Consider the following 15177-nt stretch of genomic DNA (forward strand, 5'->3'; position numbering starts at 1 on the left):
TTTCACCGGAGGTGCCCGCCGGGGGGTCGCGAACCCGGCGGGCACTGGGCCGGTAAACTTGCGAGGGCGGGCAAGTTTTCCGATGACCGGCCGTTACCAGGACAGAAGCAAGGCGCGTGCCAAGCGGCCCGCCCTAGGAGAAGTCGGCTGTGGATGTGGCGCGGCGTCAGGAAACTGGCGGCCCGGCGCCTTGAAGCGTCAGGAAATTGACGCCCCAGGCGTCGGTGTTGCCATTTGACGCCACAGGCGTCGGTGCAGCTCAGTCCGCCTGGGGCCTCCCGCGTCCCGTCTTTATGTCGGACCGGCGCTTCTTGCTGTCCAGCCGCCGCGCCTTGGCGGCCTTCCCCGGCTTTGTCGGACGGCGCGCCTTGGGCGCGATGGCGGCTTTTGCCAGCAGTTCCACCAGCCGCTGGATCGCATCTTCGCGGTTCATCGCCTGGGTTCGAAATCGTTCCGCGAAGATCAGGATTTCGCCCGCATCCGTGAAGCGCGAACCCGCGAGCGTGGCGGCGCGGGCCTTTACCGCCGGGGGCAGAGAGGGGGAATTGGCGAGGTCGAAGCGCAGCTCGACGGCTGTGGACACCTTGTTGACATTCTGCCCGCCGGGGCCGGAGGCGCGGACGAAGCGCAGCGACAGTTCATCCGCATGGATTGCGAGCCCGCGATTGACCGGAATCCAGCCTGTCATCCGCGGATGGCGCGGCGGATGCAGATCATCGCGCCCAGGAAGCCGGCCGCCATCGCGGCCGCCATCGCCAGCGGGCCGGCGGCCGCGAAGGGGGCGGTGACGGCGCTTGCGAGCGCGCCGAACAGGAAGGAGCCCGCGCCGATCAGGGCGGAGATGGACCCGGCGCGCTGCGGCATCGCCCCCAGCGCCAGCGCCGACGCATTGGCCGAGACGAAGCCGTAGCTGCCCAGCCCGAAGAAGAGCAGCGCCATGGTCACGGCCATGTCGTCCACGCCGGCGGCCGACAACAGCAACAGCAGCGTGGCGAAGGCCAGCGCCGCCGCCGAGCCCCGGCGGGCGATGAGGCCGGGCGGCCAGCGTGTCAGCGCGGCCCGGTTCAGCTGAGAGGCGATGACAAGGCCGAGCGCGTTCAGCGCGAAGATCCAGCCGAAGGCGGAGGGCGGCCGGGCATAATGTTCGATGAACAGTGCGGGCGAGGCCGAGACATAGGTGAAGAGCGCGGCGCTGTTGAACGCGCCCGCGCCCACGAAGCTGAGGACACGCCGGTCCGCCAGCGCCGCGCGATAGCTTTGCAGCGGGGTTTCGCCGGCCGCCTGTTCGGCCGTGGCGGCGGTGCGGCTTTCGGGCAGGCGGAACAGGACGGAGACGCCAACGATCAGGCCGAAGGCGGCGAGAACGAGGAAGATGGATTCCCAGCCCCAGCGCGCCAGCAGAAGCGCGCCGCCGGTGGGCGCCAGCATGGGGGCGATGGCCAGCACCAGGAAGGTCAGGCTGAACAGGCGGGCGGATTCGGTGGTATCGTAGCGGTCCCGGATGACGGCGCGGGCGATCACCAGCCCGGCGCTGGCGCCCAGCCCCTGCACGAAGCGCCCGGCGGCCAGCGCCTCGATCGAGGGCATCCGGGTGAGCGCGAGGGAAGCGAGCGTGTAGAGGAGAATGCCGGCCAGCAGCGGCGGGCGGCGGCCGACCCGGTCCGAAAGCGGGCCCCAACCCAGCTGGCCGATCGCCATTCCGGCAAGGAACGCCGACATGGTAAGCTGGGCGGCGGCGGGGCCGGCGCCGAAATGGCGTGCGATATCGGGAAGTGCCGGCAGGTAGAAATCGATGGAAACTGCGCCGAACGCCGTCAGCGCGCCGGCCAGCAGGACGAAGCCAAGGGTGGGGCGGCGGGACTCGACAGGGGCATGCATCGTCTTCGCGCCTAGCATGGGGGAAGCGCCTTGGCACCCGTGCTGCGCTCGCGTAACGGGCAGCCATGCAATTTCGGGACGGAGACGGGCGATGACGGCAGCAGGCGCAACGGCAACCGGGGCAGAGAAATCGCCCGCGAAGCCATGGCCCCGGTTCGACTGGGCCGATCCCGCGCTGATCGAGCTGGAGTTGACGCAGGAGGAGCGGATGGTGCGCGACACCGCGCGTGCCTTCGCCGAGCAGCACCTGGCCCCGATCGTGACGCAGGCGAACCGCCACGAGACGAGCGACCCCGCGCTGATGAAGGCCTTCGGGGAAGCAGGGCTGCTGGGGCCGACCATCCACGGCTATGGCTGCGCGGGCGTTTCCTATGTCGCCTACGGGCTGATCGCGCGCGAGGTGGAGCGCGTGGATTCGGCCTATCGCTCGGCCTTTTCGGTGCAGTCGTCGCTGGTGATGTACCCGATCTGGGCCTATGGCACCGAGGCGCAGCGGCAGGAATGGCTGCCGAAGCTGGCATCCGGGGAATGGATCGGCGCCTTCGGCCTGACAGAGCCCGACGCCGGATCGGACCCGGCCGGCATGAAGACGCGCGCGGTGCGCACGGCGGACGGCTTCCGGCTGACCGGCGCGAAGATGTGGATCACCTCCAGCCCCTATGCGCATCTGTTCGTGGTGTGGGCGAAGTGCGACCTGGGCGACGGCGCGGGCGAGCAGATCCGGGGCTTCGTGCTGCTGCGCGGCGACAAGGGGCTTTCCACGCCGAAGATCGAGGGCAAGTTCAGCCTGCGCGCCTGGGTGACAGGCGAGATCGTGCTGGCCGATGTGGACATTCCGGCCGACCGGCTGCTGCCGAATGTCGCCGGGCTGAAGGGACCGTTCGGCTGCCTGAACAACGCCCGTTACGGCATCGGCTGGGGCGCGATGGGCGCGGCCGAGTTCTGCTGGCACGCGGCCCGGCAATATACGCTGGACCGAAAGCAGTTCGGCCGGCCGCTGGCGGCCACCCAGCTGGTGCAGAAGAAGCTGGCCGACATGCAGACGGAAATCACGCTGGGGCTGCTGCTGGCGCTGCGGTCCGGCCGGTTGATGGATGCGGGGAAGCTAGCGCCGGAGACGATTTCGCTGCTGAAGCGCAACAATTGCGGCAAGGCGCTGGAGATCGCCCGTGTCGCCCGGGACATGCATGGCGGCAACGGCATTTCGGACGAATTCGGCGTGATCCGCCACGCAATGAACCTGGAAGCCGTGAACACCTATGAAGGCACGCACGATGTGCATGCGCTGATCCTGGGCCGGGCGCAGACGGGGCTTCAGGCCTTTTCGTGAAGCGGGTTCTCGCGATCTCGTCCACGGGGGGGCACTGGGTGCAGCTGAACCGGCTGATGCCCGCGTTCGAGGGGTGCGAGGTGCACTGGGCCTGCACCAGTCCGGATCATGAGGCGCGGCTTCGTGTTGCGGCCGGGCGGTTGGGGCAGCAGGTGGCGAGCTACACGCCAATCACCGACGCCAACCGATGGACGAAGCTGAAGCTGGTGAAGCAGATGCTGGAAACGGTGGCGCTGCTGATCCGGGTGCGGCCGGACGTGATCGTGACGACGGGCGCGAGCGTCGGCTATTTCGCGATCCGGGCGGGCAGGCTGCTGGGGGCGCGCACCTGCTGGATCGACAGCATCGCCAACGGCGACGAGCTTTCGCTTTCGGGCGTGAAGGCCGGGCCCCATGCCGACCTGTTCCTGACCCAGTGGCCGCATCTGGCGAAGCCGGGCGGGCCCGATTGCCGGGGCGCGGTGCTGTGATCTTCCTGACAGTGGGAACACAGGAGCCGTTCGACCGGCTGGTGAAGGCCGTGGACGACTGGGCCGCCGGCCATGACGTGCCGGTGTTCGGCCAGCTGGGGCGGCTGGAGCCGGGCAGCTACCGGCCGCGGAATTTCCCTTTCGAGCCCTTCATTACGGCAGACGAGTTCCAGGCGCGGGCCGAAAGCTGCACCCTTATGGTGGCGCATGCGGGCATGGGATCGATCATTTCCGCACTGACGATGGCGAAGCCGCTGCTGATGATGGCGCGTCGGGCCGCGTTGGGCGAACATCGCAACGAGCATCAGATGGCGACGGCGGCGCGGTTCGCCGGGCGCGCGGGGCTGCATGTGGCGGCCGACGAAAGGGAAGTTGGCCCGCTGATCGACCGGCTGCTGCGGGATTCGCGTGAGCCTTCGGGGGCGATTTCGCCCTACGCGCAGCCGGAGCTGATCGCGACGCTGAAGCATTTCATTCACGACGCTTAACGCGTAGGATTTTGCCATGCTGCAGAAATCGCCAGACGCATCGCCCCGCAAATCCCGGTTCGTGCCTTCGCGCCGGGGGTTCCTGATCGGGGCAGGCGCGACGCTGGGGCTGGTGGTGGGCTATGCGCTGTGGCCGCGCAGCTGGCCCAACGCCTGGGAAGCGGGCGAGGGCGAGACGCTGCTGGGCCCCTGGGTGAAGATCGGGCCGGACGGCCGGGTGACGGTGCCGGTGCCGCAGGCGGAAATGGGTCAGGGCGTGATGTCCGGCTTTGCGCAGATCGTGGCGGACGAACTGGGCGCGGCCTGGGCCATGATGGCGGTGGAACCCGCCCCCTGGCACCCGGCCTACGCCAATGTGGGCATGGTGCGCGAAGGAACCGCCGGGCTGCCGGCGGTGGTGCGCGGGCTGGCGGCCCGCGTGGGCGAGGAAGCCGTGCGGCGGATGAACCTGCACCTGACGGGGGGCAGCACCAGCATCAAATCCTATCACGACGATCTGCGGCTGGCTGCAGCCGAAGCCCGGGCCCGGCTGGAAATGGCCGCGGCTGACGAATGGGGCGTTGCCGCCGGCGAGGTTCACACCGAGAACGGCTTCGTTGTCTACAAGGCCAACCGGATGGCCTTTGCCGATGCGGCGAAGCTGGTGAATCCCGATGCCGAGCCGCCCGAGCCGGTTCTGCGGGCGGCTGCGGCGCGGCGGCTGGCGGGCAAGGCGCTGCCCCGGCTGGATCTGCCGCTGAAAGTGGATGGCTCTGCCCGGTTCGGGGCCGATGTGCGGGTGCCCGGCATGGTCTATGCCGCGATCCGGCACGGGCCTGTCGGCGGGCGGCTGGCCCGTGCGACGGCCCCGAAAGGGGTCAGCCTGGTGAAAGGCCCGAACTGGGTGGCGGCAACGGGAATCACCAGCTGGGAAGCGCGCCGCGCGCTCGACAGTGTGGAGGCCGATTTTGCCGTTGACGGCCGCAAGGCGGGCCCCTGGATCACCGACGAACTGAAGAAGGCCGCGCAGGGCGACGGCGGCGAGGAAGTGGCCGGGCATGGGGATGTCGGCGCAGCCGACGGAACGGTGATCGTGGCGGATTACGGCCTGCCCTATCTGGCGCATGCCTGCATGGAACCGATGACGGCGACGGCCCGGATCGTCGGCGGCCGTGCGGAAGTGTGGGGCCCGACGCAATCGCTGACGCTTGCGCACTGGCACGTGGCCGACGCGCTGGGCATGGACAAGGCCGATGTGGTGATCCACCCGACCTTGCTGGGTGGCGGTTTCGGGCGCAAGGCGGAAGCAGACGCCATGGTCGAGGCCGCCCTGATCGCGAAGGCCATAGGCAAGCCGGTGCAGCTGATCTGGAGCCGGGAAGAGGATTTCGGGACAGACATGTACCGCCCGCCGGTCCAGGCGAAGATGCGCGGCGTGCTTTCGGCGGATCGAAAACTTCTGGCCTGGGACAGCCGCATCGCCGTGCCGGCGCTGAACAACAATTTCAGCAAGCGCAACATGCCGATGATGGCCTCTGCCGAGGACAAGCCGAACGCCGGCGATATCGAGGGGCTGGCGGACATCCCCTATGCGGTTGACGCGTTCCGGGCGATCCATGTGCCGGTGGGGCAGCCCGCGCAGCTTGGCTACTGGCGATCGGTGGGGCACAGCTTTTCGGGGTTCATCGTGGAAAGCTTCATCGATGAACTGGCCGCTGCTGCCGGCGCGGATCCGCTCGCCTTCCGGCTGGCGCTGCTGAAGGACAGGCCCCGCCATGCCGCCGTTCTGAAGGCGGCTGCCGATCATGGCAAATGGAGCGAGCCCGCGCCCAAGGGGTTTGCACGGGGCATCGCCGTGCACGAAAGCTTTGGTTCGATCGCGGCGATGGTGGTGACGGCGGGTGTTGTGGCAGGCAGGGTGAAGCTGCTGGAAGTGGTGAGCGCCATCGACTGTGGCCGTGTGATCGCGCCCGATTCCGTGCGTCAGCAGCTGGAAGGCGCGGCCATCATGGGCCTTTCTGCCGCCATGGGCGAAGAAATCACCTTCGCCGAGGGCGAGGCGGAACAGCGCAATTTCCACATGTATGATGTGCTGAAGCTGGCGGATTCCCCGCTGCGGCTGGCGACCGTGATCGTGGAAAGCGGCGCGGCCCTGGGCGGTGTGGGCGAACCGGGCCTTCCCTGCGCCGCGCCGGCGCTTGCGAACGCGCTGGCCGCCGCAACCGGCAGGCGCGCGCGGCAGCTGCCGCTGGCGAAGCTGTACAGCGCCTGATGAAAATGCCCGAAGGCCATCCGCCCGTCCGCACCGGCAAGGTGGGACTTCTGCTGCTGAACCTGGGATCTCCGGATGCGCCGGAACCTGCGGCTGTCCGCCGTTATCTTGACCAGTTCCTGTCGGACCGGCGCGTGGTGGAGATCCCGCCGATCATCTGGCAGCCGATCCTGAAGCTGTTCGTGCTGACGCGGCGGCCGGCGAAATCGGCGGCCAATTATGCGAAGATCTGGGATCGGGAAGTGAACGACAGCCCGTTGCGGGCGATCACCCGCCGGCAGGCGGATGCCCTGCAGGGCGCTTTCGGCGACAATGTGATCCTGGACTGGGCGATGCGCTACGGATCGCCCTCGATGGCGGAGGCGATCGCACGGCTGAGGGCGCAGGGGTGCGATCGCATCTGTGTGGCCCCGCTCTATCCGCAATATTCCGGCGCGACGACGGGCAGCGCGCTCGATGAACTGTTCCGGATCCTGAAGGGCCAGCGCTGGTTGCCCGCCATCCGCACGCTTGCGCCCTATTACGATCATCCGGCCCATATCGCGGCGCTGAAGGCTTCGGTGGAACGGCAGCTGGGTGCGCTGGATTTCACGCCGGAGAAGATCGTGTTGAGCTTCCACGGCATGCCCCGGCGCACGCTGGATCTGGGCGACCCCTATTACTGCCACTGTCAGAAGACCGCCCGTCTGCTGCGCGAAGCGCTCGGGCGGACCGAGGCGGAGATGCCGCTGGCCTTCCAGAGCCTGTTCGGCCGCGCCGAATGGCTGAAACCCTATGCCGAGCCGCTGCTGGAGGAGCTTGCGCAGGCCGGAACCCGGCGTGTCGCCGTGCTGATGCCGGGTTTTTCCGCCGACTGCATCGAGACGCTGGAAGAAATCGCGATCGGCGCGCGGGAGACGTTCCTTGAGGCCGGTGGCACCCATTTCGCCGCGCTCAGCTGCCTGAACGCGTCGGACGAGGGCGTGGCAATGCTGAAAGCCTTGCTGCAGGACGCACTGGCAGGCTGGATTCGCTGAATATTTCGGCGACCCGGCGGCTTGTGCCTGGCAAGGCCGGCGTCTAGCTTCGCCGGAAACGGGAAGGGAGAGTTTCATGGCGCGTGTTGCACTGGTCACCGGGGGAACCCGGGGCATCGGCGAAGCCATCTGCACGGGACTGAAGGCGGCAGGGTTCACGGTCGCGGCCAATTATGTGGGATCGGACGACAGGGCGAAGGCCTTCACCGAGCGGACGGGCATCCGGGCCTGGAAGTTCAACGTGGCCGACCACCAGGCCGTGCTGGACGGCGTGGCCGCCATCGAGACGGAACTGGGGCCGATCGACGTGGTGGTGAACAACGCCGGAATCACGCGGGATGGCACACTGCTGAAGATGACGTTCGAGGCCTGGAAGGAAGTGATCGACGTGAACCTGGGCGGCTGTTTCAATACCGCCAAGGCGACGTTCCCGGGCATGCGGCAGCGCGGCTGGGGCCGGATCGTGAACATCGGCTCCATCAACGGGCAGGCCGGGCAATATGGGCAGGTGAATTATGCTGCCGCGAAAAGCGGCATCCACGGCTTCACCAAGGCGCTGGCGCAGGAAGGCGCGAAGTTCGGGGTCACGGTGAACGCCATCGCGCCGGGCTATATCGACACCGACATGGTGGCCGCCGTTCCGCCCGACGTGCTGGAAAAGATCGTCGCGAAGATCCCGGTGGGCCGGCTGGGCCATGCCGAGGAGATCGCGCGCGCGGTGGTGTTCCTGTGCGCCGAGGACGCCGGTTTCATCACTGGCTCCACGATGAGCGTGAACGGCGGGCAGCACATGTATTGACGGCGGCGGCTGCGCTTGGCGCAAAGCGCTAACGCGCAGACTCGCAGCAGTACGGCCGGCGGAATCGGCGATTTCTATCGCCGATCCGTCCGACGGCGCAGGCTTTGCCTGCGCTTCCTTCTTCTTCCTTCCCCTCCCAGGCGAAAGCGGACTCGGCGGCTCCGCCGCCGGCCGCTATATCCTCCGTCATGCTGAAGAAACGCAGCTTCACCATCCAGGGGCATCGCACCTCTGTCGCGCTGGAGCCCGAGTTTTGGGCCGCGTTCGACGAGGCGGTGGCCAGCGAAGGGATCACGCCCACCGGCTGGATCACGCGGCTGGATGAAGCCCGCACAACGCCACTCGCCAGCGCGATCCGGGTGGAACTGCTTAGGCGCGCGCGCCGCGCCTAGACCAGGCCGAGCCCGATCAGCAGCCGGGTATCGATCACGCAACCGCGTGACCGGGCGGATTCAATGAACGACGGGATCAGCGACACGGGCACGACATGGGGAACGATGCCTTCGTTCGCCACGCCGCCGCCGGCGCCGGTGCGGCGCAGGCCCGTGGCGCGAAAGAGGTGGAAGATCTCGCCGACCATGCCGGGGGAGGAGGCGAATTCGCCGAACTCTTCCCATATGTCGGCCTCATAGCCGGTTTCCTCGAACAGCTCGCGCCGGGCGCTGTCGAACACATGCTCGCCGTCGGTCTCGTCGCCCACCAGCCCGGCGGGAAGCTCGATACAGGGCCGGCCCAGCGCCGGGCGGAACTGTTCGACGAGGACCAGCTCATGCAGATCGGTGAGGGCGACGATGACGGCGGCCTGTATGCCGCGCACGCGCTTCACATATTCCCACTGGCCGCCGTCGCCCCAGGGGGCGACATGCGCTTCCAGGAATTTCCCCTGCCAGACGGCGGTGCTCATCCGGCCGTCTTCACGAACGGCACCGGCAGGCCATCCGCTGTCGGCGTCGCCTCGAACTCAGTGCCCTGGCGCATCAGCTGGCGGCCGATGGCGAACTTGTGCACTTCCGTCGGGCCATCATACAGGCGGAACGGGCGCATGTCGCGGTAGATCATTTCCACAACCGTCTCGTCCGTGACGCCGATGCCGCCCAGGATCTGCACGCAGCGGTCCGTCACCTGGAACAGCCGTTCGGATATTTCGGATTTCGCGATCGAGCTTTCGTGGCGGCCCTTGACGCCATTGTCCATCAGCCAGGCCGTCTGCCAGATCAGCAGTCGGCTGACCTTCAGGTCGATCTCGTTCTGGGCGAGGAGGAAGGAGACGCCCTGATGTTCGCCCAGCGCCTTGCCGAAGGCGGTGCGGGTGCGGGCGTGATCGATGGCGATCTTGTGGGCGCGCGCGGCGGCCCCCAGCCAGCGCATGCAGTGCGTCATCCGCGCGGGCGCAAGCCGCATCTGGGCATAGCGGAAGGCTTCCCCCACTTCGCCCAGCAGGGCGTCCGCCGGCAGCTTCAGATTGTTGAAGCGTACCACGCCATGGCCTTCGACATAGTTGCGGTCCATCGAGTTCATCACCCGCTGGATCTCGATGCCGGGGGTGCCGCCTTCACAGACGAACAGGGTGGGGCCATCCGGGCCGTGGGCGTTGGGCAGCACGCGGGCCATGATGATCCAGGTCTTTGCGCCATTCGCCCCGGTGATCAGCCATTTCAGGCCGTTGATCGTGAAGTGGGTGCCGTCGAACACGGCCTCTGTCTTCAACTGGGCGGGATCCGAACCCGCGCCCTCGGGTTCCGTCATCGCGAAGACGGAGCGCTGGTGGCCCTGCACCACGGGCTTCAGATACCGGTCCGCCTGATCGGGGCGGCAGATCTTCGAGAGGATGAACATGTTCCCCTCGTCCGGGGCGGCGCAGTTCATTGCGACGGGCCCCAGCGTGGACCAGCCCGAGGCTTCCAGCACGACGGCGACTTCGGTGTGGGACAGGCCCTTGCCGCCATAGGTGGTGGGGCATTGCACCGACAGCAGGTCTGCCGCGCGCGCCTTTTCCACCAGTTCCTGCCTGAGATCGTCCGTCGGCCCATGCTGGGTCAGCCGCGGATCCCGTTCGTAGGGGATGATCTCGTCGATGACGAACTTGCGGGTGCGGGCGGCGAGCGCCGCGAGTTCGGGCGATATCGAGAAGTCGATCATGGCTGGTCCTCAAACTGGTCGAGCGCCTGGGCGAGGATCGCCGAGGCGAGGGAATCGAAGCCCGCATAGCGGCTGCCGGAAAGACCTCCCTGCTGCCACAAGCGATAGAGTTGCATCCAGGCGGTGGCGAGGCGGAGCCGGGCGAGGCCCAGATGCCAGCCCAGATGCGGCGGAATGTCGCCGGCCGCGCCGGCATAGGCGGCGATCACGGCGGCCCGGCCCGGCCAGCCGGGGGCAAGCGATGGAACGGCCTCCAGCGCATGGGTGGCCTTCGGGTCGCCGGGCTCGATCCAGTAGGAAAGCAGCACGGCGAGATCGAAGGCGGGCGGGCCCAATGTGCCCATGTCCCAGTCGATGAGGGCGGTGGGCGTACGTGTCGCGGGATCGACCAGCAGATTGTCGAACTTCGCATCCATGTGCAGCAGGCGGGCGGGCGGATCGGGCGGCAGGGTTTCCGCCAGCCGCGCCAGCAGCGGGCCCAGCACGGGCGGCGCATCGGCTCCGAAGGCGGCTTCGGCGCGCTTCGTCCAGCCCTTCAGCTGGCGTTCGGCAAAGCCGGTGGGCTTGCCCAGCGATGTCAGGCCGTCCCGGTCGGGATCTAGGGCGTGCAGGCGGGCCAGCGCGCCCACCAGCGCGGCGATCAACCAGCTGCTGTCGGCGCCGGACAGGCCGGCTGGCGGCACGCCGCCGATCGCGACGCCCGGGCGATATTCGATCAGCTGGAACGGAACCCCGATGACGGCGACATCGTCGCAGAAGGCCAGGCTGCGTGGCGCGAGCGGAAACACCGGGTTCAGCGCCCGCAGGACACGGGCTTCGCGCGCCATGTCGGACGCGCCATGCGCCAGATCCCCGCCCGGGGGGCGGCGGAACACGGCGGGCGCGCCATTCACGCTGACCAGATAGTTCAGATTGGCAAGGCCGCCCGCGAACTGGCGGGGTGGCGGTGCGGCATCAAGCCCGAGATCCTGGCCCTGAAGCCAGCGGGATATGGCCGTCCAGTCCTGCGGCACTGAATCGTTACGGAACATGCAGCGCTGCTGTCAGGATTTTTCGCCCTTGTCTTTCTCTTTCGGGAGGTCCTCCTCTTTCGGTGGTTCCGCCTTGTTCTGCGGGGCTGCCTTGCCCTGCGAAGCCGAAGATGGCAGCGGCCGGGCCGACCGGACAACCCCGGAAAAGGCGCGCGGCAGGCTGATGCTGGCGCTGCTGGCCTTCACCGCGATGCAGGCGCCGCCGAAGAAGGGGCGGGGACACAGCTGCCAGGCTTCCGCCTCCGTGATGCGCACGGACCGGGGCGAGAAGTTCATGTTGGGGCTGTCGGCAATCAGATCGTAGCGGGCGCCCTGGAAGTTCCGCTGACTGAACATGGCGACTTCGGCTGAAGCCGGTGCCGCGAGGGACGCCACGAGGGACAGGACGGCAATCGGCAGGATCGAAGAACGCATCTGTCAGTACCCCGTCCGCACGCAAAGCACATCGGCCAGATAGACCCTGCGGTTTTCGGTTTCCATCAGTTCCCGTGCAGATCCGCGCCAGCCGGCATCCTGGCAGAAGCGGTCGGCGGTCTGCGCCGCGCAGGCGGCCGTGGCGGATCCGTTGGCGCAGGCCAGCACGCGGGAATTGCCGCGGCGTGGCGCCGGGAAGAATTCCGAAGCCATGCCCTTCAGGCGCTGGCCGCCGATCGCCCCGCCGCCCCATCCGCCGCCGCCCGCGACGCGCATGGATTGCAGAGGCCCCGGCCAGCCGAAGCTGCGCCGCAGATTCGGATCGGATCCGTTGACGACAAGGCAGCGGCCCCGGAAATTCGGTTCCGGGCAAAGCTCCCACCGGCCGCTGCCGACCCGGATCGAACTGACCTGGAAATTAAGCCGCATGTTGGGGTTCGCGCCGTTGACGGCAACTGCCGGACCGCTGAAATTCGCGTCTCGATAGACGGTCGCCGTCTGTGCGCCGGCCGGGGCCGTGATGGCCAGTCCGGCGGCTGCCGCGGCTGCAAGAACTGCTGCTTTCATGCGCTTTCCCCTTGTTGCCCCGGGCCAATTGCTAACCCGGCGTCGGATGCTTGCCAATGCCCAGTTTCATGCTGTCTTGTGCGTGCCGCCATGACATGGCGCAAGAATGCCGGAGCGCAGGCATTGAGGGGGAGGATATATGCATCGACTGAGGGGATTGCTGTTGGCGGCCGCCCTGCCCTGGGCTGTGCCGGGGGGTGCGCAGGCGGTTTCGCCACAGACACGCGCTGCGAACGCCGCCATTCTCAAGTCGCTGCCGGCAGAGGACGGACAGGATGCCGATTTCGCCGCCCGCGGATTTCTTGGCACCCATCCGGCGGCTTCCATCCCGCGCGACGATGGCAAGGGCGTGGCGTGGGATTTCGCCGCGCTCGACAAGCTGAAGGGCCCCGCGCCAGAGAGCGTCAATCCATCCTTGTGGCGGCAATCCCGGCTGATGGCGAAACATGGGCTGTTCAGAGTGTCCGACCGTGTCTTCCAGGTGCGCGGTTTCGACATTTCGGTGATGACGGTGATCCTGGGCGACCGGGGCTATATCCTCGTCGATCCGCTGCTGTCGGTGGAAACGGCGCGCGCCGCGCTGGCGCTGGTGCGGCAGAAGCTGGGCGACCGGCCGGTGACGGGGCTGATCTATACCCACAGCCATGGTGACCATTTCGGCGGGGCTGCCGGCGTGGTGGACCAGGCGGCCGCAGGGGCGATTCCCATCGTCGCCCCGGATGGCTTCCTGGAACATGCGGTGGCGGAAAATGTGATCGCGGGCAATGCGATGAGCCGGCGCGCGCTCTATCAGTTCGGCACGTTCCTGCCGTTCGGTCCGCAGGGCAAGGTGAATTCAGGGATCGGGCCCGCCATCTCGGCCGGCACGACGAGCCTGCTGCCGCCCACCGATGTCGTGAAGGCGACCGGCGAGACGCGCGTGATCGACGGGGTGACGTTCGAGTTCCAGCTGACGCCCGATACCGAGGCGCCGGCCGAAATGAACTTCCACCTGCCGCAGTTCCGTATCCTGCACCTCGCCGAAAACGCCAATGCGACGATGCACAACATCCTGACGCCGCGCGGGGCGCTCGTGCGCGACTCGAAGGGCTGGGCGGATTATCTGACGCAGGCGCTGCGCCTTTACGGCGGGAAAAGCGACATCGTGGCGACAAGCCATGGCTGGCCCCGCTTCGGGCAGGCGGTTGTTCAGGATTACATCGCCAGCCACCGCGACGCCTACAAATATCTGCACGACCAGTCGGTGCGGCTGATGAACAGGGGGCTGACGAAGGACGAGATCGCGGAACAGATCGAGTTGCCGCCGGCGCTGCGGGCGCGCTGGTTCAACCGTGGCTACTATGGCACGATGAACCACAACGCCAAGGCGGTCTATCAGCGCTATCTCGGCTGGTATTCCGGCAATCCCGCCGAACTGCACCGGCATCCGCCCGAGGCGCTGGGGCAGCGTTACGTGGCCGCGCTGGGCGGGCCTGATCGCGTGGTTGCGCTGGCGAAGGCGGCGGCCGCGTCCGGCGATTACCGATGGGCGGCGACGCTGCTGGATCATCTGTTGTTCGCCGGCACGGCCGGGCCTGAGGCAAAGGCTTTGCTGGCCGACTGCTATCGGCAGATGGCCTATGCCGCCGAAGGCTCTCTCTGGCGCAACATGTATCTGGCGGCTGCGACAGAGGTGGAATCGGGCCCGGTGGCGGCCCCGGCCGGCGGGATGGCGATGGCGCGCTTCATTCCCACCCCGATGCTGCTGGATCTGCTGGCGGTGCGGCTGGTGCCCGATCGCGCACCGGCCAGATCCTTCACGCTGGCGCTTGTGCTGCCTGACGTGAAGGAGCGGCATTTCATAACCGTCCGCAACGGCGTGCTGGTGCATGAACAGGATGTGCCCGATCCGGCCGACGTGACGGTGACGATGCCACGTGCGGCCTTCCTGCGCGCGCTGGCGGGCGCAGGCGCCGGCGGGCCGCCGCCCCAGGTAGAGGGCCAGGCCGATCTTCTGCCCCTGTTCCTGGGCCTTTTCGAGACCCCGCCCCCCGATTTCCCGATCGTCACGCCCTAGGGCGCGGAATCCGGCCGCACCAGTTGCAGGCTGTGATCGCGCGACTTGGCGACCAGGATGTCGGCCAGCGGGCGGGCGCGGGCGATATGGTCGTGCAGGTTCGGCAGGTTGATGCGCCGCCACGCGACCGTCCGGGCGAAGCCGCGTGCTTCGGGCTCACTGAGGGTGCGGAACTGGGCATAGAAGCTTGAGGGATCCTGTTCCGCCGCGTGCCACAGGGTCATGAAGCGTTCGATGAACCAGTGCTCCAGATCCTCCTCGGTCGCGTCGAGGTAGAGAAGACCGTCCAGCGCATGGCTCACGCTGCTGTCGCCGCTGGCGGGTGCGAACCCAAGCCCTTCCACCAGGATCAGATCCGGCCTGTCGATCATGCGCGAAAGCGCCGGGTCCACATCATAGAGGCTGTGCGAATAGCCGGGAATCCGCACCGGGCGCATCCGCGCCGCCTCCAGCGTGCGGGCGAGGTTCGTGATGTCGTAGGATTCCGGATAACCCTTGCGCAGCGCCAGGCCGCGCGCTTCCAGTTGCTCGTTCGGCAGCAGGAAACCGTCTGTCTGCACGATTTCCACCCGAAGATAGGGCGCAAGTTCAGCCGCGAGTTCCCCTGCGAGGGTGGACTTGCCGGCTGCCACCGAGCCCGTCAGTCCGAAGATGGTGACGGCGCCGGGTTCGCAGCGATTGGCGATCAGCGCGCCGAGGGCGCGTGGGGTTATGAGACGAGGGGCCGCCATCAGGTTG

The 15177-nt window shown here is 67.8% G+C and carries 16 protein-coding genes; 8 read left to right on the forward strand and 8 right to left on the reverse strand.

Annotation, left to right across the window (positions count from 1 at the left end; all coding sequences use genetic code 11):
- Positions 1 to 259: 259 nt before the first annotated feature.
- Together arfB and ACW9TV_RS06120 are read right to left on the reverse strand one after the other, a co-directional pair.
- The gene (arfB, locus tag ACW9TV_RS06115; protein WP_494304962.1) at positions 260 to 688 is read right to left on the reverse strand and encodes an alternative ribosome rescue aminoacyl-tRNA hydrolase ArfB; all 429 of its coding nucleotides are present in this window, start codon (positions 686 to 688) and stop codon (positions 260 to 262) included.
- Positions 685 to 1878 carry a multidrug effflux MFS transporter gene (locus ACW9TV_RS06120; protein ID WP_494304963.1) on the reverse strand — a complete coding sequence of 398 codons (1194 nt, stop codon included), beginning with the start codon at positions 1876 to 1878 and terminating at the stop codon, positions 685 to 687. The genes arfB and ACW9TV_RS06120 overlap by 4 nt, the downstream gene beginning before the upstream one ends.
- A gap of 91 nt (positions 1879 to 1969) precedes the next feature.
- Here ACW9TV_RS06120 and ACW9TV_RS06125 point away from each other — a divergent pair, with 91 nt between their 5' ends.
- The 7 genes from ACW9TV_RS06125 (at position 1970) to ACW9TV_RS06155 (ending at position 8624) form a co-directional block, all read left to right on the forward strand.
- Positions 1970 to 3208: an acyl-CoA dehydrogenase gene (locus ACW9TV_RS06125; protein WP_494304964.1), complete on the forward strand. Its 1239-nt coding sequence runs from the start codon at positions 1970 to 1972 to the stop codon at positions 3206 to 3208.
- Positions 3205 to 3678 carry a glucuronosyltransferase gene (locus tag ACW9TV_RS06130; RefSeq protein ID WP_494304965.1) on the forward strand — a complete coding sequence of 158 codons (474 nt, stop codon included), beginning with the start codon at positions 3205 to 3207 and terminating at the stop codon, positions 3676 to 3678. Before ACW9TV_RS06125 ends, ACW9TV_RS06130 begins: the two co-directional genes overlap by 4 nt.
- Positions 3675 to 4166 carry a glycosyltransferase gene (locus tag ACW9TV_RS06135; protein WP_494304966.1) on the forward strand — a complete coding sequence of 164 codons (492 nt, stop codon included), beginning with the start codon at positions 3675 to 3677 and terminating at the stop codon, positions 4164 to 4166. Before ACW9TV_RS06130 ends, ACW9TV_RS06135 begins: the two co-directional genes overlap by 4 nt.
- 16 nt (positions 4167 to 4182) lie before the next feature.
- Complete coding sequence (locus ACW9TV_RS06140; RefSeq protein WP_494304967.1) at positions 4183 to 6417, forward strand: xanthine dehydrogenase family protein molybdopterin-binding subunit; 2235 nt, start codon at positions 4183 to 4185, stop codon at positions 6415 to 6417.
- A complete protein-coding gene (hemH, locus tag ACW9TV_RS06145) occupies positions 6417 to 7433 on the forward strand; it encodes a ferrochelatase (RefSeq protein ID WP_494304968.1) in 1017 nt (338 codons plus the stop codon). The genes ACW9TV_RS06140 and hemH overlap by 1 nt, the downstream gene beginning before the upstream one ends.
- 76 nt (positions 7434 to 7509) lie before the next feature.
- Positions 7510 to 8232 (forward strand): acetoacetyl-CoA reductase, encoded by a 723-nt coding sequence (gene phbB / locus ACW9TV_RS06150; protein WP_494304969.1) that lies wholly within the window; start codon positions 7510 to 7512, stop codon positions 8230 to 8232.
- A gap of 188 nt (positions 8233 to 8420) precedes the next feature.
- Positions 8421 to 8624 (forward strand): ribbon-helix-helix domain-containing protein, encoded by a 204-nt coding sequence (locus ACW9TV_RS06155; RefSeq protein WP_494304970.1) that lies wholly within the window; start codon positions 8421 to 8423, stop codon positions 8622 to 8624.
- Here ACW9TV_RS06155 and ACW9TV_RS06160 read toward each other — a convergent pair.
- From ACW9TV_RS06160 to ACW9TV_RS06180, 5 genes are read right to left on the reverse strand one after another with little or no spacing between them, the layout of a single operon-like run.
- Positions 8621 to 9136: an NUDIX hydrolase gene (locus ACW9TV_RS06160; RefSeq protein WP_494304971.1), complete on the reverse strand. Its 516-nt coding sequence runs from the start codon at positions 9134 to 9136 to the stop codon at positions 8621 to 8623. The two genes, ACW9TV_RS06155 and ACW9TV_RS06160, sit on opposite strands and share 4 nt — an antisense overlap.
- Complete coding sequence (locus ACW9TV_RS06165; RefSeq protein ID WP_494304972.1) at positions 9133 to 10371, reverse strand: acyl-CoA dehydrogenase family protein; 1239 nt, start codon at positions 10369 to 10371, stop codon at positions 9133 to 9135. Before ACW9TV_RS06165 ends, ACW9TV_RS06160 begins: the two co-directional genes overlap by 4 nt.
- Complete coding sequence (locus tag ACW9TV_RS06170) at positions 10368 to 11402, reverse strand: phosphotransferase family protein (RefSeq protein WP_494304973.1); 1035 nt, start codon at positions 11400 to 11402, stop codon at positions 10368 to 10370. The genes ACW9TV_RS06165 and ACW9TV_RS06170 overlap by 4 nt, the downstream gene beginning before the upstream one ends.
- A gap of 12 nt (positions 11403 to 11414) precedes the next feature.
- Positions 11415 to 11816 carry a beta/gamma crystallin family protein gene (locus tag ACW9TV_RS06175; RefSeq protein WP_494304974.1) on the reverse strand — a complete coding sequence of 134 codons (402 nt, stop codon included), beginning with the start codon at positions 11814 to 11816 and terminating at the stop codon, positions 11415 to 11417.
- Between the two features lie 3 nt (positions 11817 to 11819).
- Positions 11820 to 12383, reverse strand: coding sequence for a beta/gamma crystallin-related protein (locus ACW9TV_RS06180; RefSeq protein WP_494304975.1), 564 nt, complete (start codon positions 12381 to 12383; stop codon positions 11820 to 11822).
- 139 nt (positions 12384 to 12522) lie between these two features.
- On the opposite strand from ACW9TV_RS06180, the gene ACW9TV_RS06185 reads away from it, so the two are divergent.
- On the forward strand, positions 12523 to 14439 hold the full coding sequence (locus ACW9TV_RS06185) for an alkyl/aryl-sulfatase (RefSeq protein ID WP_494304976.1): 1917 nt from the start codon (positions 12523 to 12525) through the stop codon (positions 14437 to 14439).
- Here ACW9TV_RS06185 and ACW9TV_RS06190 read toward each other — a convergent pair.
- Positions 14436 to 15170, reverse strand: coding sequence for a type I pantothenate kinase (locus ACW9TV_RS06190; RefSeq protein ID WP_494304977.1), 735 nt, complete (start codon positions 15168 to 15170; stop codon positions 14436 to 14438). The genes ACW9TV_RS06185 and ACW9TV_RS06190 overlap by 4 nt on opposite strands.
- Positions 15171 to 15177: the final 7 nt, after the last annotated feature.

This window comes from Sandaracinobacter sp. T42, from assembly GCF_059115405.1.

What these genes read in the sequence shown, in the direction of transcription:
- arfB (WP_494304962.1), bottom strand. Translation starts at nt 688, where the DNA reads ATGACAGGCTGGATTCCGGTCAATCGCGGGCTCGCAATCCATGCGGAT.
- ACW9TV_RS06120 (WP_494304963.1), bottom strand. Translation starts at nt 1,878, where the DNA reads ATGCATGCCCCTGTCGAGTCCCGCCGCCCCACCCTTGGCTTCGTCCTG.
- ACW9TV_RS06125 (WP_494304964.1), top strand. Translation starts at nt 1,970, where the DNA reads ATGACGGCAGCAGGCGCAACGGCAACCGGGGCAGAGAAATCGCCCGCG.
- ACW9TV_RS06140 (WP_494304967.1), top strand. Translation starts at nt 4,183, where the DNA reads ATGCTGCAGAAATCGCCAGACGCATCGCCCCGCAAATCCCGGTTCGTG.
- hemH (WP_494304968.1), top strand. Translation starts at nt 6,417, where the DNA reads ATGAAAATGCCCGAAGGCCATCCGCCCGTCCGCACCGGCAAGGTGGGA.
- phbB (WP_494304969.1), top strand. Translation starts at nt 7,510, where the DNA reads ATGGCGCGTGTTGCACTGGTCACCGGGGGAACCCGGGGCATCGGCGAA.
- ACW9TV_RS06155 (WP_494304970.1), top strand. Translation starts at nt 8,421, where the DNA reads ATGCTGAAGAAACGCAGCTTCACCATCCAGGGGCATCGCACCTCTGTC.
- ACW9TV_RS06160 (WP_494304971.1), bottom strand. Translation starts at nt 9,136, where the DNA reads ATGAGCACCGCCGTCTGGCAGGGGAAATTCCTGGAAGCGCATGTCGCC.
- ACW9TV_RS06165 (WP_494304972.1), bottom strand. Translation starts at nt 10,371, where the DNA reads ATGATCGACTTCTCGATATCGCCCGAACTCGCGGCGCTCGCCGCCCGC.
- ACW9TV_RS06170 (WP_494304973.1), bottom strand. Translation starts at nt 11,402, where the DNA reads ATGTTCCGTAACGATTCAGTGCCGCAGGACTGGACGGCCATATCCCGC.
- ACW9TV_RS06175 (WP_494304974.1), bottom strand. Translation starts at nt 11,816, where the DNA reads ATGCGTTCTTCGATCCTGCCGATTGCCGTCCTGTCCCTCGTGGCGTCC.
- ACW9TV_RS06180 (WP_494304975.1), bottom strand. Translation starts at nt 12,383, where the DNA reads ATGAAAGCAGCAGTTCTTGCAGCCGCGGCAGCCGCCGGACTGGCCATC.
- ACW9TV_RS06185 (WP_494304976.1), top strand. Translation starts at nt 12,523, where the DNA reads ATGCATCGACTGAGGGGATTGCTGTTGGCGGCCGCCCTGCCCTGGGCT.
- ACW9TV_RS06190 (WP_494304977.1), bottom strand. Translation starts at nt 15,170, where the DNA reads ATGGCGGCCCCTCGTCTCATAACCCCACGCGCCCTCGGCGCGCTGATC.